Here is a 19361-nt window from a genome sequence, read left to right as displayed (position 1 = left end):
AGGGTGTCGATCGCCGCGGAAAGCGCTGATGCACTCTCCGCGATTGCGATGTTCTCCCCTGAATTCATACCCCTATTCTACTCCGCAAAACAGCCCCCGAAAGCTTAATTCTATTGTGATACAAGAATATTCAGAATATTCCTATCTTCAGATCGGTTTCCCGCCCGACTCGCACGCAGCCCGCAATAACTTCCATTTCTTGGTCATCGACTCATTGATCGCTCGAGGATGGCGGCCAGCTCCAGGATGCTGGCGGCGTTGATGTCGAAGGCGTCGTCGTAGGCGATGTCCGGGTGTTCATCCGGGCCGAATTCGAGGGGGCGGGCGATGAAGGCGGTGTGGAAGCCGAGTTCGGCGGCGGCTCGGATGTCGTATTTGTGGCTGGCCACCATCATGATGTCGGCGGGGTCGAGGCCGAGGTAGTGGGCTGCCATCAGGTAGGTGCGGGGTGCGGGTTTGAACGCGCCTGACATTTCGGCGGTGAAGATGGCGTCCCAGGGGAGGTTGGCGCGCTTGGAGATTCGCACGACCGCGGCGACATCGGCGTTGGACAGGGCGGCGATGGTGTAGTGCTCACGTAGGGCCGATAAACCCGGGACCGTGTCCGGCCAGGGGATGAGGCGTTGCCAGGCCGAGGTGAGTTGTTCGCGTTCGGAATCGTCGAACAGGGTCGCGTCGTAGGTGATGAGCAGCTCGTCCAAAGCCGTGCGGTAGACCTCGTGTACCGGCTGCCACCCGCCGGACGGATCCCTCCCTGCGACTCGTTCGGAATAGGCCCTGCGCCAGTCGTTTACGAATCGCGATCCATCGATCTCGACCCCGCGCACCGCACAGAGGTCGCGCAGCTCGGTCAGGATGGTGGTGAAGAAGTCCGTCACCGTTCCCTGAATGTCGAACAACAGTGCCTTCGGTGCCGTCTCGCGCATATGCGTCCCCTTCCGGGACAAGCGTATTCAGTCTCGCCGATCGAATCGCCGATCCGAGGGGCTTCTCACACCAGCGCCACCCGGGACTGAACGTAGGCGATGACATTCGCCGCGTAGTCTGCCGCCTCCTGGTCGTGGCAGCACAGCCGGAGCTGCTCGAGCGCGTTGTCGAGCTCGGGTCCGGAGCCGTTGTCGGCGAGCAGGACCGCGATGGCTTCCCAGGCGCCGAGCTGCGGATCCGGTTGGGCCAGTAGCTCGTTGAGGTATGCGTCGGGTTCGAGTAGGCGCAGTGCGCGCCGGGCGTAGGCGTGGACGCGCCGGGGGAGTTCGGTGCGGATGGTGTCGATATCGGCCGGGTCGATATGTCCCTGCGCCTCGGCGGGCAGGTTCATGGACCACATCTCGGTGAGATGGGCGGGCAGGCCGTCGGGGATCAGGCCGGGACCGGTGGCGGCTTCGAAGGGGATCGACGGGCGGCTTAGTCGGGTATTGCGCCAGTTGCAGAATTCCCACCAGGCCGCGGGGGTGGCGCTCATGGTCAGGCCGAAGCGGAGGACTTGATCGCCGCCGGTGAAGGTCCGGAAGGTTCGGGTGCGCCCGACCGTGGCCACACCCGCATCCCCGACGCGCGTCCAGAGGGGCTCCGCGCCGTCGAATCCATACGGCTGCAGCAGCTTTCCGGTGTCACGCATCAGGCGGCGCAGGGCCGATTCGGGTTTGACCATCCCCGCAGATTAGCGGTGGGTGCCGACAGATCCCCGGAACCGGTGATTGTGCCGCGCGTTCGCGGCCCGCGCATCCCTATGACGGTGCGCGCCAAGCCCACTTACCCGGCGAACCGCTGACCGGCATGCAGAACAGGCCGGTTCCGGTGGCCGATTTGGCGACCTTCCCCTCCTGTGAACCGTCGCAGCTCTCCCCGGACTGATGCTGCCCGCTCACCAGCGTTCCGGGGTCGCCCCACGCGTAGACCCGCCCCGAGGTGACGCTGGAGCACATGAGCAGTTTGCCGTTGGCGGTGTATCCGAACGTCCCGGCTTCGCCCGCCGAGCACGAGGATCCGGAGACCGGCTTGGATTCGTTGAGCCATCGCAAACCGCTGTCACCGGCCGCGTCGCAGGTGAGCGTCGCACCGCTGGCGGCCTTGGCCTGCTGCCCGGCCGTATCGCACGTCTCGCCGAGAGCGACGGGACCATTGCTCTTGCTGGTGGTGGTAGTGGTCGGAGCCGCACCGCCGCAGGAGTATTCGATGCCGTAGTTCTGCGCCGTGGCCGCACCGAGGCACCCGAATGGCACCGCACCCGACGAACTCAACTGGAGAGCGGATTCGGCGGATTTGTTCACGCAGAACAGTCCGGTTTGATCCATCCGGCAGTCGAAGTCGTCGAAGGTGATGCGGCTGCCGTACGCCAGCGCGGGACCGTCACCGAGCAGGAATTGGCCCGGATCGCCCTTGACCGCCCCGATGCCCACGCGCTCACCCGGATAGTCGACCCAGCCGCCGACCCAGTTGCCGAAATTGCGGGAGGTCGGCCGCGACGGCGGATTGTCCAGCGCCACCATGCAGGACAGGCCGCCCTGGTCGACCGTGGTGGCCTGCTTCTGGGTCATGCACTGGATCTTCTTGGTCGGGCTGACGAACGCGACGGCCGAACCCAGATTGTTGATGGTGCCGTCGGTGGTGGTCGCGGTGTGATAGTTCGTGACGTCGACCGTCTTGCCCGCCTGCACCCACGCGATCACCGATGCCAGTGGCGCTCCCGCCGCGGGCGGGCTCGCCGGACCCGCCGCCGATGTGGTCGGTGCGGGTGTGGTGCGCTGGGTGGTCTGCGCGGTCGCGGTCTCGGTGTTGGGCCGGAAGTGTTTGGCGGCGAACAGTCCCGCCGTGATGAGCAGCAGGCCCGCCAGCACCGCGGACAGCCCGATGATCGTGTATCGGCTCGCCTGCGATCGCTTGCCCGCGCTGGCCGCCGCGGCGGGTTCGGGCGGCTCGTAGCCGTCTACGATCGGCAGTACCTCGGTGGCCTGATTCCACAGGTCATCCGGCCGATGGTAATCCGGTGGCATCGACGTTCCCCTATCACAAAATCCGCGAGCGCATCGGTGCTCTCGACCGCTCCGAGACGCAGCATACGGTCAGCGTTGCCGGAAGGCGCAGTAGGCCAGTGCGATTGGCGTTCAGGACGGCCCGCCCGAGGGTGCTGGCAGGGCCGATTCCGTCCGCGCGGCGCGATACACCGACAGGATGTCGGTGATATGCCGGGACTGCCTGGGCTCGTCGGCGTGCGGTGCGAGGGCCGCGCGCAGCCGCGTGAGCCGACCGCGATCCGCGGCGACGGCCCGCACGGCGTCCGCGAACGCGTCGACGGTGCCGTCGGTGGTGCGGATGCCGCCGCCGTCCGGAATCGTCTCGGAGAGCTCGGGATCGCAGTAGACGATCGGCAGGCCCATGGCGACCGCTTCGAGCAGCACCATGCCCTGGGTATCGCAGTCGGAGGTCAGCAGCAGCAGATCGTGGGTGCGCATGGCAGCCAGGCAGGTGGCCTGATCGACCTCGCCGTGCAGGTGTACGCGATCAGCCAGATTGCCCTCGTCCACCGCGAGGCGTACGCGCTCGGCGAGCGGGCCACCGCCGTAGACGTCCAAGGTGCAACCGGGGACCGCGCGGATCACCTCGATGGCTTCCAGTGGCCGCTTCTCCGGTGAGAACCGCCCGCACCACAGCGCGCGCAGCGGTGCTCCGGCAGCAGCGGTCTCGACAGCTTCGGCGCGTACCCGATCGAGCAACGCGTCATCGATCCCATTGGACACCACGTGAATCGGCCGATCGACGCCGCGTGCGGCGAGGCGGCGGGCGAAATGCTCGGTCGGCACGGTCACCCGATCGGCGGCCTGTGCCTGGGCGATCATCGGCCGCCAGGCCAGGCGAGTGGTGCGGGTATCGCCCGCGTGCGCGGGCTGGTGGCGCAGCGGCACGAACCAGCCGTGCAGCAACCGCATCGTCAGGGCCGCGAAATACGGTGACGGCGAATACTTTTCGATCATCGTGTCATCGCGGCTCTGAATGGTCTGCACCACCGGTACGCCGTGCCTGCGCGCGGCGCGGATGCCGGCGATGGCGCAGCCGTAGGCGGTGAGGGTGTGCACCACATCGACCGGGCCGCGCGCGGTGAACTCGGCATCGATCAGCCGCCGGTTGGTGCGGGTGGGCAGTACCACGGGCAGGCCGGTGGCCATCTTCGCCGGAATCGACGACAGCACAACGGTATCGGCGTCGACGGTTACGGGTTCCGGTGCGGGAGCGCAGAACACGGTCACCCGGTGGCCCCGTTCCCGCAGCCCGTCGCACAGTGCTTGCATCGCCGTCTGCACCCCGCCCAGGGTGGCGGGGTGGAAGTCGGTGAAGATCGCGATATGCATGGTGCCGGCCATGTTTCAGGCCGGGGCGTTGGCGGCGAGCTTCTCCACCGCGTCGGCGGTCGCGGCGATGCCGTTCTCGGCGGAGACGCGGCGGCCGAGTTCGGCGGCCCGATCGCGCGCCTCGGGCGTGAGCGTGCGCACCAGGGCATCGTGCAGGCGATCGGCGGTGAGCGACGGGTACGGGAAGTCGGCCCCGATGCCGAGCGCGGAAATCCGCCAGCCGTAGAAGAACTGGTCGCTGTGCACGCCGATCACCACCGCGGGCAGTCCGGCGCGCAGCACATCGTGGGTATTGCCGCTGCCGCCGTGATGCACCACCGCGCGGCAGCGCGGCAGCACCCGGTCGTAGTCGAAGGAGGCCAGTACGAACAGGTTCCGGTCGTAGCCGATACCGCGCGGATAGCCCTCGCCCTTGACGGTGATCAGGGCGCGCGCGCCCAGCCTGCGGCATACGTCGGCGATGAGATCGCAGGAGCCAGCCGGGTCCAGGATGGGCATTCCGGTGAGGCAGAAGTAGATCGGCGGCTCGCCCTCGTCGAGCCAGTCGGCGAGTTCGGGGGAGACCACCGCCTCGCCCCAGGCGTCGCGCATGTGCGCGGGCAGGATCGGCGCGCCGACGACCGTCGAGCGATCGGGCCAGTCCGCGGGTTTCGGCAGTAGTACCGGACTCACCATGTGCACCAGTGGAATTCCCTCGGCGCGCATGCGGCGGAAGGGGTTCTGCGGTTTGCCTTCCAGGCCCATCAACTGCCGCACCCGCCGGTCCATCTTGCGGTAGGCCACACCGTAGGCGAGTTCGAACGCCGAATAGCTGGCCAGCCGCAGCCGCCGGGACGAGATCATCTTCTTGACCGTGAACGAGGACGGGAACTCCGCGGTGCGCTCGAGCGGGTACGGCAGGCCGCCGACCACGGTCTGCCCGGTCTTCTCCCGCCGTTCCATCGCCCACGGCAGCGTCGAGGCGCAGGAGACGATCACATCGGCGGATTCCACCGCGTCACTGAGCACCTCATGCATCTGCGCGCCGCGTTCGCCAGCCATGATCTTGACGGTGTCGAGCATGATCTGCAGGAACGGCAGCGGATTGCCCGAGGACAGTCCGCGTTTGGCCGCGGGGGATTCCAGCAGCTCCGCCGAGTTGAACGGGATGACATGCGGTTCGAAGCCTGAGCGCCGCACCACGTCGGCGTAGTTCTCGGTCGCGGTTATCTCGACATGATGGCCGCGCGAACGCAATTCATCGGCCAGTGCCAGATATGGCTGATGGTCGCCCCGGGTTCCCGCCGTCAACAATGCGATGCGCATACTCTCGACTTTCGTTCGTGAATTGGGCGGTGGTCTCATCGAGGAAATCGACGATATGGCCGAACACGTCCAGGGCCGCGCCGCGGCCGATGAAGGTGTCCAGATGGCCGTAGGACGGAATCTCGGTGTAGCGCACGTCGATTCCGGGGTTGCGGGTCGAAAGCACCTCGTGGCACAGCCGGTTCGAATCGACCCAGGCCTCGTTGCGGCTGCCGGACAGCAGCAGGACCGGGCAGTCGATGCGACCGGCCTGGTCCAGGGCGTTCTCCGGGAGCGCGTGATAGCGCTCGTCGTCGACATTCCAGCGCACGACGGCGTGCGCCAATTCCATTTGGCGCAGATGCGGCAGCACCGAAAGCGGTACCGCGCCGAACAATTCGGCGAGGCGGTCGTGCGTGCGGGCGTCGAGGTGATCGTGTTCGAAGAGTTTCGCGCCCATACCCCAGCCGTACTGCACCATGCGGCAGGTGGGGTCCGGGCAGTCGCCCTTGCGGGACAGCGCGGCGTACAGCAGCGTGCGCTTGGACCACAGGCCGACCTTGCGGAAGTCCGAGTCCAGGTGGGTGACGCGCGAGCCGAGCAGTTCGCTGGCCAGCAGGACGCGCATGCGGGCGGAGGTGCTGACCTTCGGGGTCAGGAAGACGCCCTGCGCGACCACGCCCGCCAGGCCGGGCAGCAGGCCGCCGGTGAGGCTCAGCGATAGCGCCAGCGCGCCGATGCAGTGCGCGACCACGAACAGCGGCCGGTCCCCGATCCGCGCGCGGACCTGAGCGACCGCCGCGGGCAGGTCGTAGAGCGCGACGTCGTCGAAGGTGTACGGGCGGCCGGATTCGTTGTAGGGCAGGCGGCAGCTGCCCCGCCAATCCAGCAGCCAGGACTGATAGCCCGCGTCGGCGAGCACATCGGTGATATTGCGAATCTCGGGCAGCGCGAACATCTCCGAGGAGACGCCGTGCCCGTGTACCAGCAGCACCGCCGGACCGTCGGCCGGGCCGACCCGGCGCAGGCGCAGGTCGATGCCGTCATCGGTGCGGAATGAGATCACTTCGGCGGCAGTGAGTTCGGCTCGTGAATCGGTCACCGGCGGTGCTCCTTCCGCATGGCGCGGCGCAGGTCCAGCAGATCGGTGCCCACGCGCAGCACCGGTTCGAGCAGGCTCTTGCCGAGTTGACCGCCGAACCAGCTGAGCCACAGCATTTTCGCCAGGCGCTGCTGGCGTTCGGGCAGACGGGGATCGATTTGGATGCCGTCGATCTGATCGGGCAGGTAGGTGTGCATGGGGACGGCCACCTCGCCTTTGAACGACGCCGGTTCGCCGGTGCGGCCTATCTCGATCAGCTGGGTGCCTAGCTGACGCACCAGCCTGCGGCGGGCGGCGGCGAATTTGTACCCCTGGAGCCACCAGGTGCCGCCGGACGAATCTCGCAGGGTGAGTTGGTAATGCATGATCGGATGCCGGGTCTCGCCCGGCAGTGGGGTGCCGTCGTGCGGGCGGACGATCGCGGTGCCCTCGACCGCGAGCGGCTCGTCATGCAGCGCCGCGCACATCAGTTCGCCGCTGACATCGAGGGTGCGGGCGGAGAACACCTGGGCGCTGCTCGCGACGGACAGGGCCAACCGCAGATCGCAGGGGATGTCCGCGGTAGAGCCGGTGGGTTGGATTGTGCCGGTGAGTGTCTCGTGGAAGCGCAGGTAGGGTGCGTCGTCCGGGCGCGGTCCCATACCGGCCATGGTGGCGAGCATCTTGCCGCGCTGTGCCGGGCCGGAGACGATCGGTGCGGGCAGGCCCTGTGCGGCTACGAACGCGTCGGTGCGCGCGGCCGTGGCGGGCGGTGCGGTCACCATGGCTGCCAATTGCCTTCTGGCGGCAGGGCTCTGTAGGACCTGGGCCAGTGACTCCAGTTCGGGCACCGGGCCGTCGCGGATCTCGCGCACCACGTCTTCGCACCACTGCTCCCAGTGTTGGACGCGAATCCCCAAGCCGCCGAGCGTGGTTTCGGCGACGATCTTCTCCAGTGAGGTGGGTGCGCCGGTCAGGTGATAGGTGTGCCCCCACGCACTCGGTGTGCCGACGATCTCGGCGGTCACCCTGCTGACCCAATCCACCGGGGCCGAATTGAGGTAGCGGAAGCCGGGCACGGTGCGAAAGCGCATGAGCGCGGCGGTGATTCCCGCATTGAGATCGCGCGGATTGTGCGCCCCGGTCTCAGGATGGCTCCCGATCCCACCCGGCCGCATGATGGTCACCACCAACCCGTGCTCACTCGCGCGCCGCAGCAGCGCTTCGGCGGCCCACTTCGACCGGTCGTACCCGATCGGCAGCTTGGCGACATTGGCGGTCGCCGCGTCCTCGCTGAGCGTCTCGGCCTCGGACCCGTTGAACACCGCCATCGACGAAATGTGATGCAGGGGCTTCGGCTTCCCGGTACAGGCCAACTCCGCAAGCGTCAGTGGCCCGAGCACATTGCTCCGCCGCAACGACGGATACCCGCGCAGGAAGTCCACCGCCGCACCCACATTGACGACCGAATCAACCTCGGCGGCAAGTGCCTCCCACCGCTCATCGGTCAACCCGAGCCGAGGCAGCCGCAGATCCGCCGCCACCGGCGTCACCCGGCGCAACACCTCCCGCGACCACGGCAGCGCATACCGCCGCACCGCATCCTCGAGCCGCCGCGCCGCCGCCTGATCATCATCGGCCCGCACCACACACACCACGTGCGCCTGACTGTGCCGCAACAAATCCAGCAGCACATGACTCCCGAGAAACCCGGTGGCCCCGGTCAACAGAATCCTCCGCGGCGCGACCCGCTCCACCTCCGCCACGATCGGCAGCCGATCCGCCCCCGTGAGATCCGCGAACAGCAGCGCCAAATCATCGGTGTCGGCGGGTATATCCGGATCGGTCAGTGGTTGAGCGGCTTCGGGATGGTCGGTGAGCCAGCGCTGCGCCAGCCTGCGTGGGCGGGCATCGAAGAAGATCGTGTCGAGATCCGGGTGGATGTCGAGTTCGCGTGCGAGGGCGGCGACCAGTTCGACCGCTGCGAGGGAGGTACCGCCCGCGTCGAAGAAATCGGTATCCGCGTCAATGGGATCGGTGGTGAAGCGGTTCGCCAACTCGGTGATCGCATCGGCCAGAGAGTCGGCGCTCCACACCGGTGGCCCGGAGTTGGTCGCGGCGGGTCCGATCGGCGCTGATGGGGTTTCGGACTTGGGTTCTTCGGGCTTGCTCGCGTGTCCGTTGGCTCCGGTTCGGGCCAGTAGGGCGGCGATATCCATTGCGCCGGTGCCGCGTTCGAGGGTTTCGGCGCGGGTGCGGCGGTCGACGGCTTCGTTGCGGACCGGGGGGCGTTCGTCAGGTGCGGTCACTGGTCAGCTCCTCGGTGGTCGGGTGTGCGTCCCAGGATCGGAAGTGGCGCAGGCGATCCGGGGTCACCGAGACGTCGTAGCCCTGGCCGTCGTCGGGGACGCCGAGCAGGCGGGCGGCGAGGCGGCGGGCGGGTTCATTGCGGGCGGTGTGTTCGAACGATATGCGGATGGTGTTGTGGCCCAGAGCCTCGGCTCGGTCGGCAGCCCAGGTGAGCAGGCGTTCCTCCACACCGCGGCCGAGCGCTCGGCAGCTGAGTTGCCAGCCGGTGATGACCAGCGCGTCACCGTCGGTGCGCAGGGCCAGCAGGGAGATGAGGCCGTAGTCGCCGAAGCGGTCCCGGGCGGTGGCGGTCCAGACCTCGCCTTCGGCGCGCCAGCGGTCGAGATCGGCCGGGGTGACTGTGGCGAGGGTGAACTGGGTGGTGCGGCGAACCAGCTGCCGTGCGCGTTCGAGGGTGGCGTCGGTCAAGGGTTCGACGTCGACCTCGAGTTCGAGCTGTTCCAGGAAGTCCGCGAATTCGGCTGTGGCGCGGGCACGATCGCGTTCGGTGTCCTGGCGGTAGAAGTCGGCACGCATTCGGTCTTCCGCCGTCGCGGCGATCGGGGTCATCGGCCACAGCCGGGTGAGGAAGGAGTCCAGCTCGGCGGCGGGCGGGCAGGTCACCGACAGCACTTCGGGGAGTTCGGTGCGCATGCGCGCCACCTCGACCGGGTTGTCGTCGAGGTAGCAGAAGGTGTCCAGGCTCAAGCCGAGCGTACGCGCGACCTGTTCCAGTCGCTCCGGCTTCGCTTCCCAGCCAGCGGAGATATCCGCGAAATCTTCACGTCGCAACGGGCTTTCGGGCCGATCGAGAATGGCGTCGACGATATCGGCGTCATTGTTGGTGACCAGCACCAGCAGCGTCCCCGCCGCGCGCCACTGGGCCAGCCTGCGCGCCAACGCGAGTCGCGGCACGTCGAAACCGACGGCGGCGGAGCCGATTTCGCCCGCGGTTCCGCTCCACAGGGTGTCATCACCGTCGACGGCGATCACCTTCGGCGCTGGCTCGAGGATCGCTCCCACGGTCGCCACCAGGGTGAGTGCGACCGCGGCCTGGAACTCCGGGGTGAAGGGCAGGTGCGCCAGGATCTCGGTGCGATCGTCGAAGGGGTTGTCGACCTGATGGTTTCGAGTCCAGTCACCCGGTTCGAGCACCGCGACACCCGGCACATCCCGCAGGCTGGCGGTGACGAGCCGCTCCCAGGTCAGCAGCCGTTCCTCCGTTTCCGCCGACGGCAGGATGCCGACGATCACCGGTTTGCGGTTCCGCTCGGCCAATTCCTTGATGGCCGCCGGGTATTCGGTGGCGAGTTCGGTCAGCAGCTCATCGGTCAGTGCACCGAACCGTTCCAGATCCGCCGCCCGCAGCAGCACGATGCTCAATCCCATGGACGACTGCGCGAATACGCCCGACGGATCGCGCAGGCTCGACAGCACATGGTGGTACGGGGCTTCGGCGACCGTGATCGCGGAGCTGTCGGCCGAGGCCGCGGTCAGCAGTTCGGGCAGCCTGCCGAGCGCGAAGGTCGCGCCGAACGCCGCGCGAACCCCGGAAACGCCGCGGGCGTCAGCGAGTTCGGGCCGGGCGGGTGCACCCGGATCGGCGATGGCCGCCGCCACGGTGGCCAGATACTCCGTGCCGAACTCGGTGCAGCTCGCGGCGTCGATGATGTCGCTGTTGTAGGTGAACCACACCTGTCCGGTATCGGGCAGCACCGCGACCATCAGATCCAGGTCGGAGTATCCGGTGCTCACCGGAACCACCTCGGCCGCCGCGACGGCGGAGTTGGCGCGCAGATAGTTGAAGTACACCTCGACCATCGGCGCGTTATCGCGGTGCAGGCCCTCGCCCGCGAGCGCGGCGAGCACATCGGCGAAGCCCGCACCCGGGGCGAGCAGGCTGCGCAGGCGTTCACCGGTGCGCTCGAGGACAGTGCCGACGGTGTCCGTCGCTCCGACGGCGGCCGGGAACGGCACGGGCAGACCGAAATACCCGACGGCGTCGGTCGCGTCGGCATGCATGCGGGTATCCACCGGCACCGCGAGTGCGAAGCGGTCGGCCTGCTGTCGTCGCGCCAGCAGCACGCTGAGTGCGCCGAGGAAGACCGCGGCCGGGGTGACGCCCAGATCGCGGGCGCGATCCGCGACCCGATCGTGCAGTCCGGCGGGCATGTCCAGGGCGAGTGCTCCCGCCCCGTAGCTGCGCTGATCCGGACGCGGTTGTGCCAGCGTCAATTCCAGGCGGCGAACACCGCGGAAATGTTCGCGCCAGCGCGCCGCCGCGGTCTCATCACCCTCGCGCTTACCCGGCTGCGCGGTGAGCAGCTGATGCATATCGCGATTGGTGACGGTGTCCGCGAGCGGCTCACCGGAGAGTTCGGCGGCGATCTCACCCGCCACCAGCAGCATCGACTGCACATCGCTCATGCTGTGGTGCGCGCCGAAAAGCAGTACGGGGGAATCGGTTTCGCTATTAAGGAGTTCGAACCGCCAGAGCGGGCCGGTTTCCAGATCGAACGGGCGAGCCATCAGTTCCCGGAAGCGGTCTCGCACGACGGCGTCGTCGAGGTGATCGAGATCGAGCCAGCTGGTGAGCGCGCCGGGCTCGCGATGGATTTCGAGTTGGCGGCCGTGTTCCTCGCTGCGCCGAATGGTGGTGCGCAGCGCGGCATGTCGATGCGCCAGCCGCGTGATCGCCTGCTCCAGCCGCTCCCGCGTGATCGGAACGGGGATGCGGACCGCGACACCGCCGGTCTGCGCGGCGCTGGGAATGCCGAGCTGTTCGGTGCGCAGCAGGCGCATCATGTCGCGGCTGACGGGCAGCACTTCGATATCGGGGACATCGGCAACCACGGCATCGGCGTTCGAAACCGCCTGTCGCAGTAGCTCATCCACCAGGAATCCGGCGAGCTCGGTGAGGTTCTGCTCGGCCAGAATGGTGCCCAGCGGCACCGAGACGCCGGTGTGCTCGCGCACCTTATTGCGCAATTCGATCGCCATCAGCGAATCCAGGCCCAGGCTCTGGAAATTCGCCTCCGCCGACACCTGCCCCGCACCGGCGTGACCGAGCACCTGCCCGGTCCATTCGGAGATGGCGGCGATCGCCAGGGCGACGGCCTCCGTGCGCGGTACCGTCCGAAGTCGTTCGGCGAACTGCGATTCCGCCACCACATCGACGACCGAGCGATCGGCGACGGCTCGGCGCGCGGTGCGCCGCACCAGTCCGTGCAGCAGGCGCGGGACGCCCGGCTGCCTGCGCAGCACCTCGGTATCGAGCAGCAGCGGCACCAGCATCGGCTCCCCGGACCGCAGCGCCGCGTCGAAGCACGCCATACCGTCGGCGGTCGCAAACGCCCGCACCCCGGCCCGTTCGAAGCGTTGCAGATCGGCGCGCGCCATGTACTCGGTCTGATTGACCTCCCACGCGCCCCAGGCCAGCGACTGCGCGGGCAGCCCGATGGACCGCCGATACAGCGCCAGCGCATCGAGATAGGCGTTCGCGGCGGCGTAATTGGCCTGTCCGGGCGTGCCGAACAGACCGCCCGCGGCGGAGAACAGCACGAAGATCGACAGTTGCCGATCGACGGTCAGTTCGTGCAGATGGTGCGCCGCGTCGACTTTCGGCCGCAGCACGGTTTCGAGCTGCGCCGGGGTGAGCGAACCCAGTGTGCTGTCGTCGAGCACCGTCGCCGCGTGCACCACACCGGCCAAAGGCAGCCCGTCGAGCACGGTCGCGAGCGCATCCCGATCGGTGATATCGCATTGCGTGAATCGAACTCGCACACCGAGGTTTTCGAGATCGGCGCGCAACTGATGGCCACCCGGCCCGTCGATCCCGCGCCGACTGACCAGCACCAGATCCCGCACCCCGTAGGCCTCGGCCAAATGCCGTGCCAGCGCCGACCCGAGCCCGCCCGGAGCGCCGGTAACCAGCACCGCGCCTGCGCCGAGGTCGACTCGACCCTCCTGAATTCGAGCCGGGTGCTCCGGCAGGCGGGCCAGGCGCGGTATGAAGGCCACGCCCTCTCGCACGGCCAGCTGCGGTTCCTCGATCGCGAGCAGCGCGGCGTAATCGAGTTCCGCGTCGGCGGAATCGATCAGCACGATCCGTCCCGGATTCTCCGACTGCGCCGATCGCACCAGACCCCACGCCACCGCACTCGCTGGATCCGGACTCGCGTTGTCGCCGTTGGCGATCGGCTCGCTCGGGGCAACCGCACCGCGTGTACGGACGACCACGGTCGACCGCTCGAAGCGGCGGTCGCCGATGATGGTTTGCAGCGTCGCGAGCAGACCCTGTGCGACAGCATGCACCTGCTCGGGTGACGTGCCCTCGGGCACGGGAACAACGATGACGTCCGCTTGCTCGGCCGCCGTTTCGGGAGACTGCCACTCGCACACCGTGAGTGCGCGGTTCGCGGTGCCGAGCGTGCGTGCGGTCCAGTTCAACTGGAACAGGCGGCGGTACGCGGGGGCGAGGGAGGCGGCATCCCACCGGGTGGTCGCCACCGGGCGCAGTAGTAGGGAGCCGACCGAGACGACCGGGTTGCCGGTGCGGTCGGTGGCGGACATCGAGACGGTCTCCGCGCCCGAGCGGGTGAGCCGTACCCGCAATGCGGTTGCGCCGGAAGCCCAGAGCGTGACATCGGACCAGGCGAACGGCAGCAGGGCGTGCGTGCCGTCGGTGGCGTAGAGCGCGGTGCCGTGCAGGGCCGCGTCGAGCAGGGCCGGGTGGATGCCGAATCGGGTGGCGTCGGCGTGCGCGGATTCGGGGAGTTCGATCTCGGCGAAGATCTCGTCGCCGCGTCGCCACGCGGCGCGCATGCCCTGGAACCGCGGGCCGTAATGATGGCCGCGAGCGTGCAGCGCGGCGTACAACTCCGCCGTATCGACGCGTTCCGCGCCCTGCGGCGGCCACGTCGCGGTACCGGACGGTGTCGCCTGTCCCGGCAGCGCCGGCACGGTGGGATCGGCCGGCACCCACGCGTCGGCGTAGCCGGGTGCGCGGGTCGGTGAATCCGAGTGAGCCGGTGCGAAAGCCGATTCCTCCGCCAGCAGGCCGTCGGCGTGCAGTGTCCACTGTGCGTCGGGATCATGTTCGTCGCGGGCGTAGACCCGAATTGTGCGGCAATCGTGCGCATCGAGTCCGCCGACCACCGCCTGGAGTCGCAGCGCACCGCGTTCGGGGACGAGCAGCGGTGCGCGCAGCAGCAATTCGCGCAGGACCGGGCTGTCCACCTCGTCACCGGCGCGGATGGCGAGTTCGACCAGGGCAGCGCCGGGCATGAGCACCGCGTTCGGCCCCGCGTGGTCGGTGACCCACGGTTGCAGGCGGCGCGATACCCGGCCGGTCAGGATGATGCCGCCGGAATCCGGTTGCGGCACAACCGCACCCAGGATCGGGTGTTCGATATCGCCGAGCCCGAGCGCGGTGGAATCGCGGTTGAGCCGTTCGGTCCAGAAGCTGCGTTCGTCGAAGGCATAGGTGGGCAGGTCCACCCGTGCGGCGTCCGGCAACAGGCCGGTCCAGTCGAGTTCATGTCCGGCGACATGCAATTCGGCCTGGGCGCGCGCCAGGGCGGTCGGCCCGTCCTGCTCGCGCAGCAGTGAGCCCACGGCGATGACCTCGCGAGACAGCTCATCGGAGAGCGATTTCACCGCCGCGGTGAGCATCGGATGCGCGCCGAGTTCGACGAAGTAGCGGAAGCCATCGGCGATCATGCGTTCCACGGTGTCGGCGAATCGCACCGTCTGACGGGCATTGCGGAACCAGTAGCCGGGCTCGACGGGCTCGGTGATCGGCTCGCTCGTCACCGTCGAATACCACTGTGTGACAGGAGGTTCCGCCGTCATTCCGGCCAGCGCGGCGGCCAGCGGCTCACGCAACGGCTCGTACATCGGGCTGTGCCCGCCCAAACTCGGCCCGGCGGCACGCAGCCTGTTGTAGATCCCGGCCTCGGTCAGTTCGGCGAGGAATTCCTCGACCGCGGCCTGCTGTCCGGTGACGAAGGTGGACCGCCGCACATTGACCGCCGCGATCGACACCCGATCGCTGAATTTCGCCAGCCGCGGGATGACCTCGGCCTCGGGCAGGCCGACCACGGCCATCGCGCCCGGCTCGGCGATATCCCCGATCAGGCGGCTGCGGGTGACGACGATCTTCGCCGCGTCCCCCAATTCGAGGACGCCCGCGCAGTAGGCGGCCGCGACCTCGCCCTGACTGTGTCCGATCACCGCGTCCGGAACCACGCCCGCCGCCCGCCAGGTGGCGGCGAGCCCGGCCATGATCATGAACAGCAGCGGCTGGATGAGCGGATGATCCCAGAGATCCTCGACCGTCATGGTGGCCAGCCGCTCCTGCGGCGACCAGCCGAGCAGTGCGCTGAAAGCCTTGTCGCAGCGCTCGAATTCGGTGCGGAACTCCTCGGAGGCAATGAGCATATCGCGGGCCATCCCGACCCACTGTGTGCCCTGACCGGGGAAGATGAACGCGGTCTTGGCATTGGTGAGCACCGGGCCGTTACCGATCACCGCATCGGGTGACTCGCTGCCCTCGACCAGTGCGCGCAGTGCGTCGATCATCTGCTCGCGATCGGCGGCGACCACCACCGAGCGCCGTTCGAACCTGGTGCGCCGCACCGCGAGTGAGCGAGCGACCGGACCCGGTTCCAGGGCCGGATCGGCACTCACCAGATCCAGCAGGCGCTGAGCCTGACCGTGCAGGGATGCCTCGCTGCGCGCGGAGATCGGCAGCAGCGCCACGCGCCGATCGGCACTCGCGGCCTCGGGAGCCGGAACCGGTACGGCCGGAGCCTCTTCGAGAATGAGGTGCGCGTTGGTGCCGCTGAGCCCGAAGGCGCTGACCCCGGCGCGCCGGACGCGCTCACCGCGCTGCCACGGCATCGCCGCACCGGCTACCGCCACCCCGCTGCGTTCCCAATCCACATGCGGTGACGACGTTTTCGCGTTCAAGGTGGCGGGAATCCGCCCATGCTCCAGGGCGAGAACGAGTTTGATGACACTCGCCACACCGGCCGCCGCCTGGGTGTGTCCCACATTGGATTTGAGCGATCCGATACCGAGGGGCCGCTGCGGATCGCGACCCGGGCCGAATACCCGGGCCAATGCCCGGGCCTCGATCGGATCGCCCAGTGCGGTGCCGGTGCCGTGCGCCTCGACGTAGTCGATATCGTGCGGGCTCAGCCCGGACACCCGCAGCGCGGAACGCAGCACCTGTTCCTGCGCGGCGCCATTCGGGGCGCTGAGCCCCTGGCTGCGCCCGTCCTGATTCACCGCCGAACCACGGATGACGGCCAATACCCGATCACCGTCGCGCCGGGCGTCCTCGAGGCGTTTCAACAGCACCAGGCCCGCGCCCTCGGCCCACACCGTGCCATCGGCCTCGGCGGAGAACGGCGCGCATTTGCCGGTGGGGGACAGCACCCCCAGCTTGCACAGCTCGATATGCGCGATCGGCGACATGAGCAGCGTGGTGCCACCCGCCAGCGCGAGATCACATTCGCCCGCGCGCAGCGCCGCCATGGCCGAGTGCATGGCCACGATCGAGGAGGAGCAGGCGGTGTCGAGGGTGACCGCCGGACCGTGCAATCCGAGCGTGTACGAGATGCGCCCGGAGGCGACACTGGGCGAAAGTCCGGTCCCCACTTGACCATTGAGCTGCTCGGGCGCGGGATCGGCCAGATATCCGGTCGCGTAGACGCCGAGGTATACACCGGTGGCGCTGCCGTGCAGGGTGCGCGGATCGCGACCCGATCGTTCGATCGCCTCCCACGCCAATTGCAGCATCACGCGCTGCTGCGGATCCATGACCGCGGCCTCACGCGGGCCGATGCCGAAGAACGCGGCATCGAAGCGATCCAGGCCGTCGACGTAACCGCCGCGGAAGGTGTACGCCTTACCGCTGGCGGTGGTGTCCGGATCGTAGAGATCCTCGATATCCCAGCGGCCCTCGGGCACCTCACCGAGCGCGTCCCCGTTACCGTCCAGCAAGCGCCACAGCGCTTCCGGTGAATCGGCGGCCCCCGGGAAATGGCAGGACATGGAGATAATGGCGATGGCGTCTTCGTCGATCTCCTCGCCGTCCGCCTCGGCGGTGTCGGGGGCGGCGATCTCGGGTTCGACCGCGTCCGGAACCGTCTCCGCGGCGGGTGCGAGCGCCCGGGCCACACCGTCGATGGTGGGATTGTCGAAGAACAGATTGGTATCGAGGAATTCGCCGTAGAAGTCCGAGAGGTCGATCACCAGCTCGACCAGATCGGCGGAGCCCAAACCGAATTCGACGATCGGCTGATGGATGTCGATGCGCTCGGGATCGAGCGCGGCCTGCTGGGCGATGGTCTTGACCAGCCACGCGCGCACCGCCTCGGTGGAGGGTCCGGCGGCGTCCGCGACGACCGGCGCGGCCGGTTCCTCGAAATCGAAGAGCTCATCCTCGGGCGAACGCAGTGGCCCGGCGGTCAATTCGAGCAGTTCACCCGAGCTGTACGCGGCGCGGCACGCCTGGCGCTGGATCTTGCCGCTGCTGGTCTTGAAGATGGTGCCCGGCCGAATCAGCATGAGCGTGGCCAGGGTGAGTCCGTGTTCGGTCGATACCGCACCGCGGACGGCGGCCTCGATGGCGGCCAGTTCGGGGGGCTCCTCGGTGCGCACCTCGGCCACCACGACGGGTTGTTCACCACCGGAACCGAGTTCGACCGAGAAGGCGGCGACACAGCCCGCGCGCACACCGCCGTGCGCGGCCTCCACGGTCGACTCGATGTCCTGGGGATAGTGATTGCGGCCGTCGATGATCAAGAGATCTTTACGGCGGCCGGTCACGAAAAGTTCGCCGCCGGAGACGAAACCGAGGTCACCGGTGCGCAGGTAGCGGCGCTCGTCGCCGGGCAGTCGCGCGCCGAAGACCTCGGCGGTGGCCTGCTCATCGCGGAAATAGCCCGCCGCCACGCTCTTTCCGGCGACCCAGATCTCGCCCTCGGTCTGCTCGGCGCGCTCGGCGCCGGTCTCGGGATCGACGATCGCGATCGACATACCGCCGACCGCGCGCCCGACCCCGACCAGTTCCGCACCGCGGGCGCGATCGCCCAGCGCGTCCTTCACCTCGTGGAAGGTCGGCGGCACGCCGATGGACGGCCCGGTCACGATCAGCGTGGCCTCGGCCAGACCGTAGACCGGATGCTGTGTCCCGGCCCGGAAACCCGCGCGGGCGAAGGTATCGGCGAAGCGCCGGATGGTGCTCGCGCGCACCGGTTCCGAACCGTTGAACGCCACCCGCCAATTGCTCAGGTCGAGCCCGTCGATCTGTTCGGCCCCGATGCGGCGCACGCACAGCTCGTAGGCGAAGTTCGGTCCGCCGCTGGTGTGCGCGCGATAGTCCGAGACCGCGCGCAACCAGCGCTCGGGGCGTTGCAGAAAGTGCATGGGGGACATGAGCACCGAGTTCGCGCCCAGGTAGACCGTGTGCAGCAGCGGCGCGATCAGGCCCATGTCGTGGTACATGGGCAGCCAGCTCGCGAACAGCGCGCCGTCCCACGAGCGCGCGAAATCGGGATCGTGCCCTAGGCCGTCGGCGATCGCGCCCTGATTGTGCAGCAGGTTCTCATGGGTGATCAGCACACCGCGCGGGGCGCTGGTCGAACCGGAGGTGTACTGGATGAACGCGACCGAATCGGGGCCGAGATCGGGTTCGCGCCAATCGTTCGCGCGGTCGTCCGCGATCTCGTCGGTGGCCAGCCAGCGCAGCCCAGCGAGTTCCGGAATCTCCGCGCACAGCGCGGCCGCGTCGGTGACCACCCGGGCCGGGGCCAGCACCACGTCGACTTCGGCGTGCGCGACCATGCGCCGCAGTCGGCGCAGCGAGCGGTTGTCCCATTCGGGCAGTGGCGCGGGTACGGCGGCGACGCCCGCGGCCAGGCAGCCGAAGAACGCCTCGGCGAATTCCGGTCCGGCGGGGTAGAGCAGCAATGCGCGCCCGGGTCTCGAATCCTGGAGGGCCGCGGCTATTGCTCGCGCGCGTATGCCCAGGTCCGCGTAGGTCATTTCGCGGACAGCACCTTCGACTTCACCACTGTCCAGGAACCGGTAGACCAGTTCGCCGGGTCGGCTCGCAATCTGAGCGAACAGTGTTTCAGTAAAAGTGTTGAGCACGAAATACCTTCTCTACCTGGTAAATCTCATTATTCGGCCGTACTTTGTGCATGAGCGCGCGAAAATGGCGCGGCGGTGCGTGTTGCGACCCGTGTGCGCTAACCCTAGCCATCTTTACACCTCCGCACGGGGCCACC

The 19361-nt window shown here is 68.3% G+C and carries 8 protein-coding genes; all 8 read right to left on the bottom strand.

Annotated features, from left to right (window positions below; translation table 11 throughout):
* Positions 1-203: 203 nt before the first annotated feature.
* The 8 genes from ACFVUS_RS06370 to ACFVUS_RS06335 all read right to left on the bottom strand — a co-directional run bounded on the left by ACFVUS_RS06370 (position 204) and on the right by ACFVUS_RS06335 (position 19224).
* A complete protein-coding gene (locus ACFVUS_RS06370) occupies positions 204-926 on the bottom strand; it encodes a haloacid dehalogenase type II (RefSeq protein WP_387762124.1) in 723 nt (240 codons plus the stop codon).
* A 65-nt stretch (positions 927-991) separates the two neighbouring features.
* Positions 992-1651: a hypothetical protein gene (locus ACFVUS_RS06365; RefSeq protein ID WP_387762123.1), complete on the bottom strand. Its 660-nt coding sequence runs from the start codon at positions 1649-1651 to the stop codon at positions 992-994.
* Positions 1652-1727: 76 nt separating this feature from the next.
* On the bottom strand, positions 1728-2993 hold the full coding sequence (locus tag ACFVUS_RS06360) for a hypothetical protein (protein WP_387762122.1): 1266 nt from the start codon (positions 2991-2993) through the stop codon (positions 1728-1730).
* Between the two features lie 111 nt (positions 2994-3104).
* A complete protein-coding gene (locus ACFVUS_RS06355; RefSeq protein ID WP_387762121.1) occupies positions 3105-4358 on the bottom strand; it encodes a glycosyltransferase in 1254 nt (417 codons plus the stop codon).
* Positions 4359-4361: 3 nt separating this feature from the next.
* Positions 4362-5651 (bottom strand): glycosyltransferase, encoded by a 1290-nt coding sequence (locus tag ACFVUS_RS06350; protein ID WP_387762120.1) that lies wholly within the window; start codon positions 5649-5651, stop codon positions 4362-4364.
* The gene (locus tag ACFVUS_RS06345) at positions 5584-6732 is read right to left on the bottom strand and encodes an alpha/beta hydrolase (RefSeq protein WP_387762119.1); all 1149 of its coding nucleotides are present in this window, start codon (positions 6730-6732) and stop codon (positions 5584-5586) included. Before ACFVUS_RS06345 ends, ACFVUS_RS06350 begins: the two co-directional genes overlap by 68 nt.
* A complete protein-coding gene (locus ACFVUS_RS06340) occupies positions 6729-9020 on the bottom strand; it encodes a thioester reductase domain-containing protein (protein WP_387762118.1) in 2292 nt (763 codons plus the stop codon). Before ACFVUS_RS06340 ends, ACFVUS_RS06345 begins: the two co-directional genes overlap by 4 nt.
* Positions 9007-19224: an HAD-IIIC family phosphatase gene (locus ACFVUS_RS06335; protein ID WP_387762117.1), complete on the bottom strand. Its 10218-nt coding sequence runs from the start codon at positions 19222-19224 to the stop codon at positions 9007-9009. Before ACFVUS_RS06335 ends, ACFVUS_RS06340 begins: the two co-directional genes overlap by 14 nt.
* Between the last annotated feature and the right edge of the window lie 137 nt (positions 19225-19361).

Origin of the sequence: Nocardia sp. NPDC058058, from assembly GCF_042885355.1 — a bacterium.
Lineage (GTDB): Bacteria > Actinomycetota > Actinomycetes > Mycobacteriales > Mycobacteriaceae > Nocardia.
The sequence above is the reverse complement of the archived record's forward strand: the minus strand, read 5'-3'. Positions and strand labels throughout refer to the sequence as shown.

Excerpts from the sequence above, each read along its gene's own strand:
- ACFVUS_RS06370 (WP_387762124.1), bottom strand. The coding sequence starts at position 926 with ATGCGCGAGACGGCACCGAAGGCACTGTTGTTCGACATTCAGGGAACG.
- ACFVUS_RS06365 (WP_387762123.1), bottom strand. The coding sequence starts at position 1,651 with ATGGTCAAACCCGAATCGGCCCTGCGCCGCCTGATGCGTGACACCGGA.
- ACFVUS_RS06360 (WP_387762122.1), bottom strand. The coding sequence starts at position 2,993 with ATGCCACCGGATTACCATCGGCCGGATGACCTGTGGAATCAGGCCACC.
- ACFVUS_RS06355 (WP_387762121.1), bottom strand. The coding sequence starts at position 4,358 with ATGGCCGGCACCATGCATATCGCGATCTTCACCGACTTCCACCCCGCC.
- ACFVUS_RS06350 (WP_387762120.1), bottom strand. The coding sequence starts at position 5,651 with ATGCGCATCGCATTGTTGACGGCGGGAACCCGGGGCGACCATCAGCCA.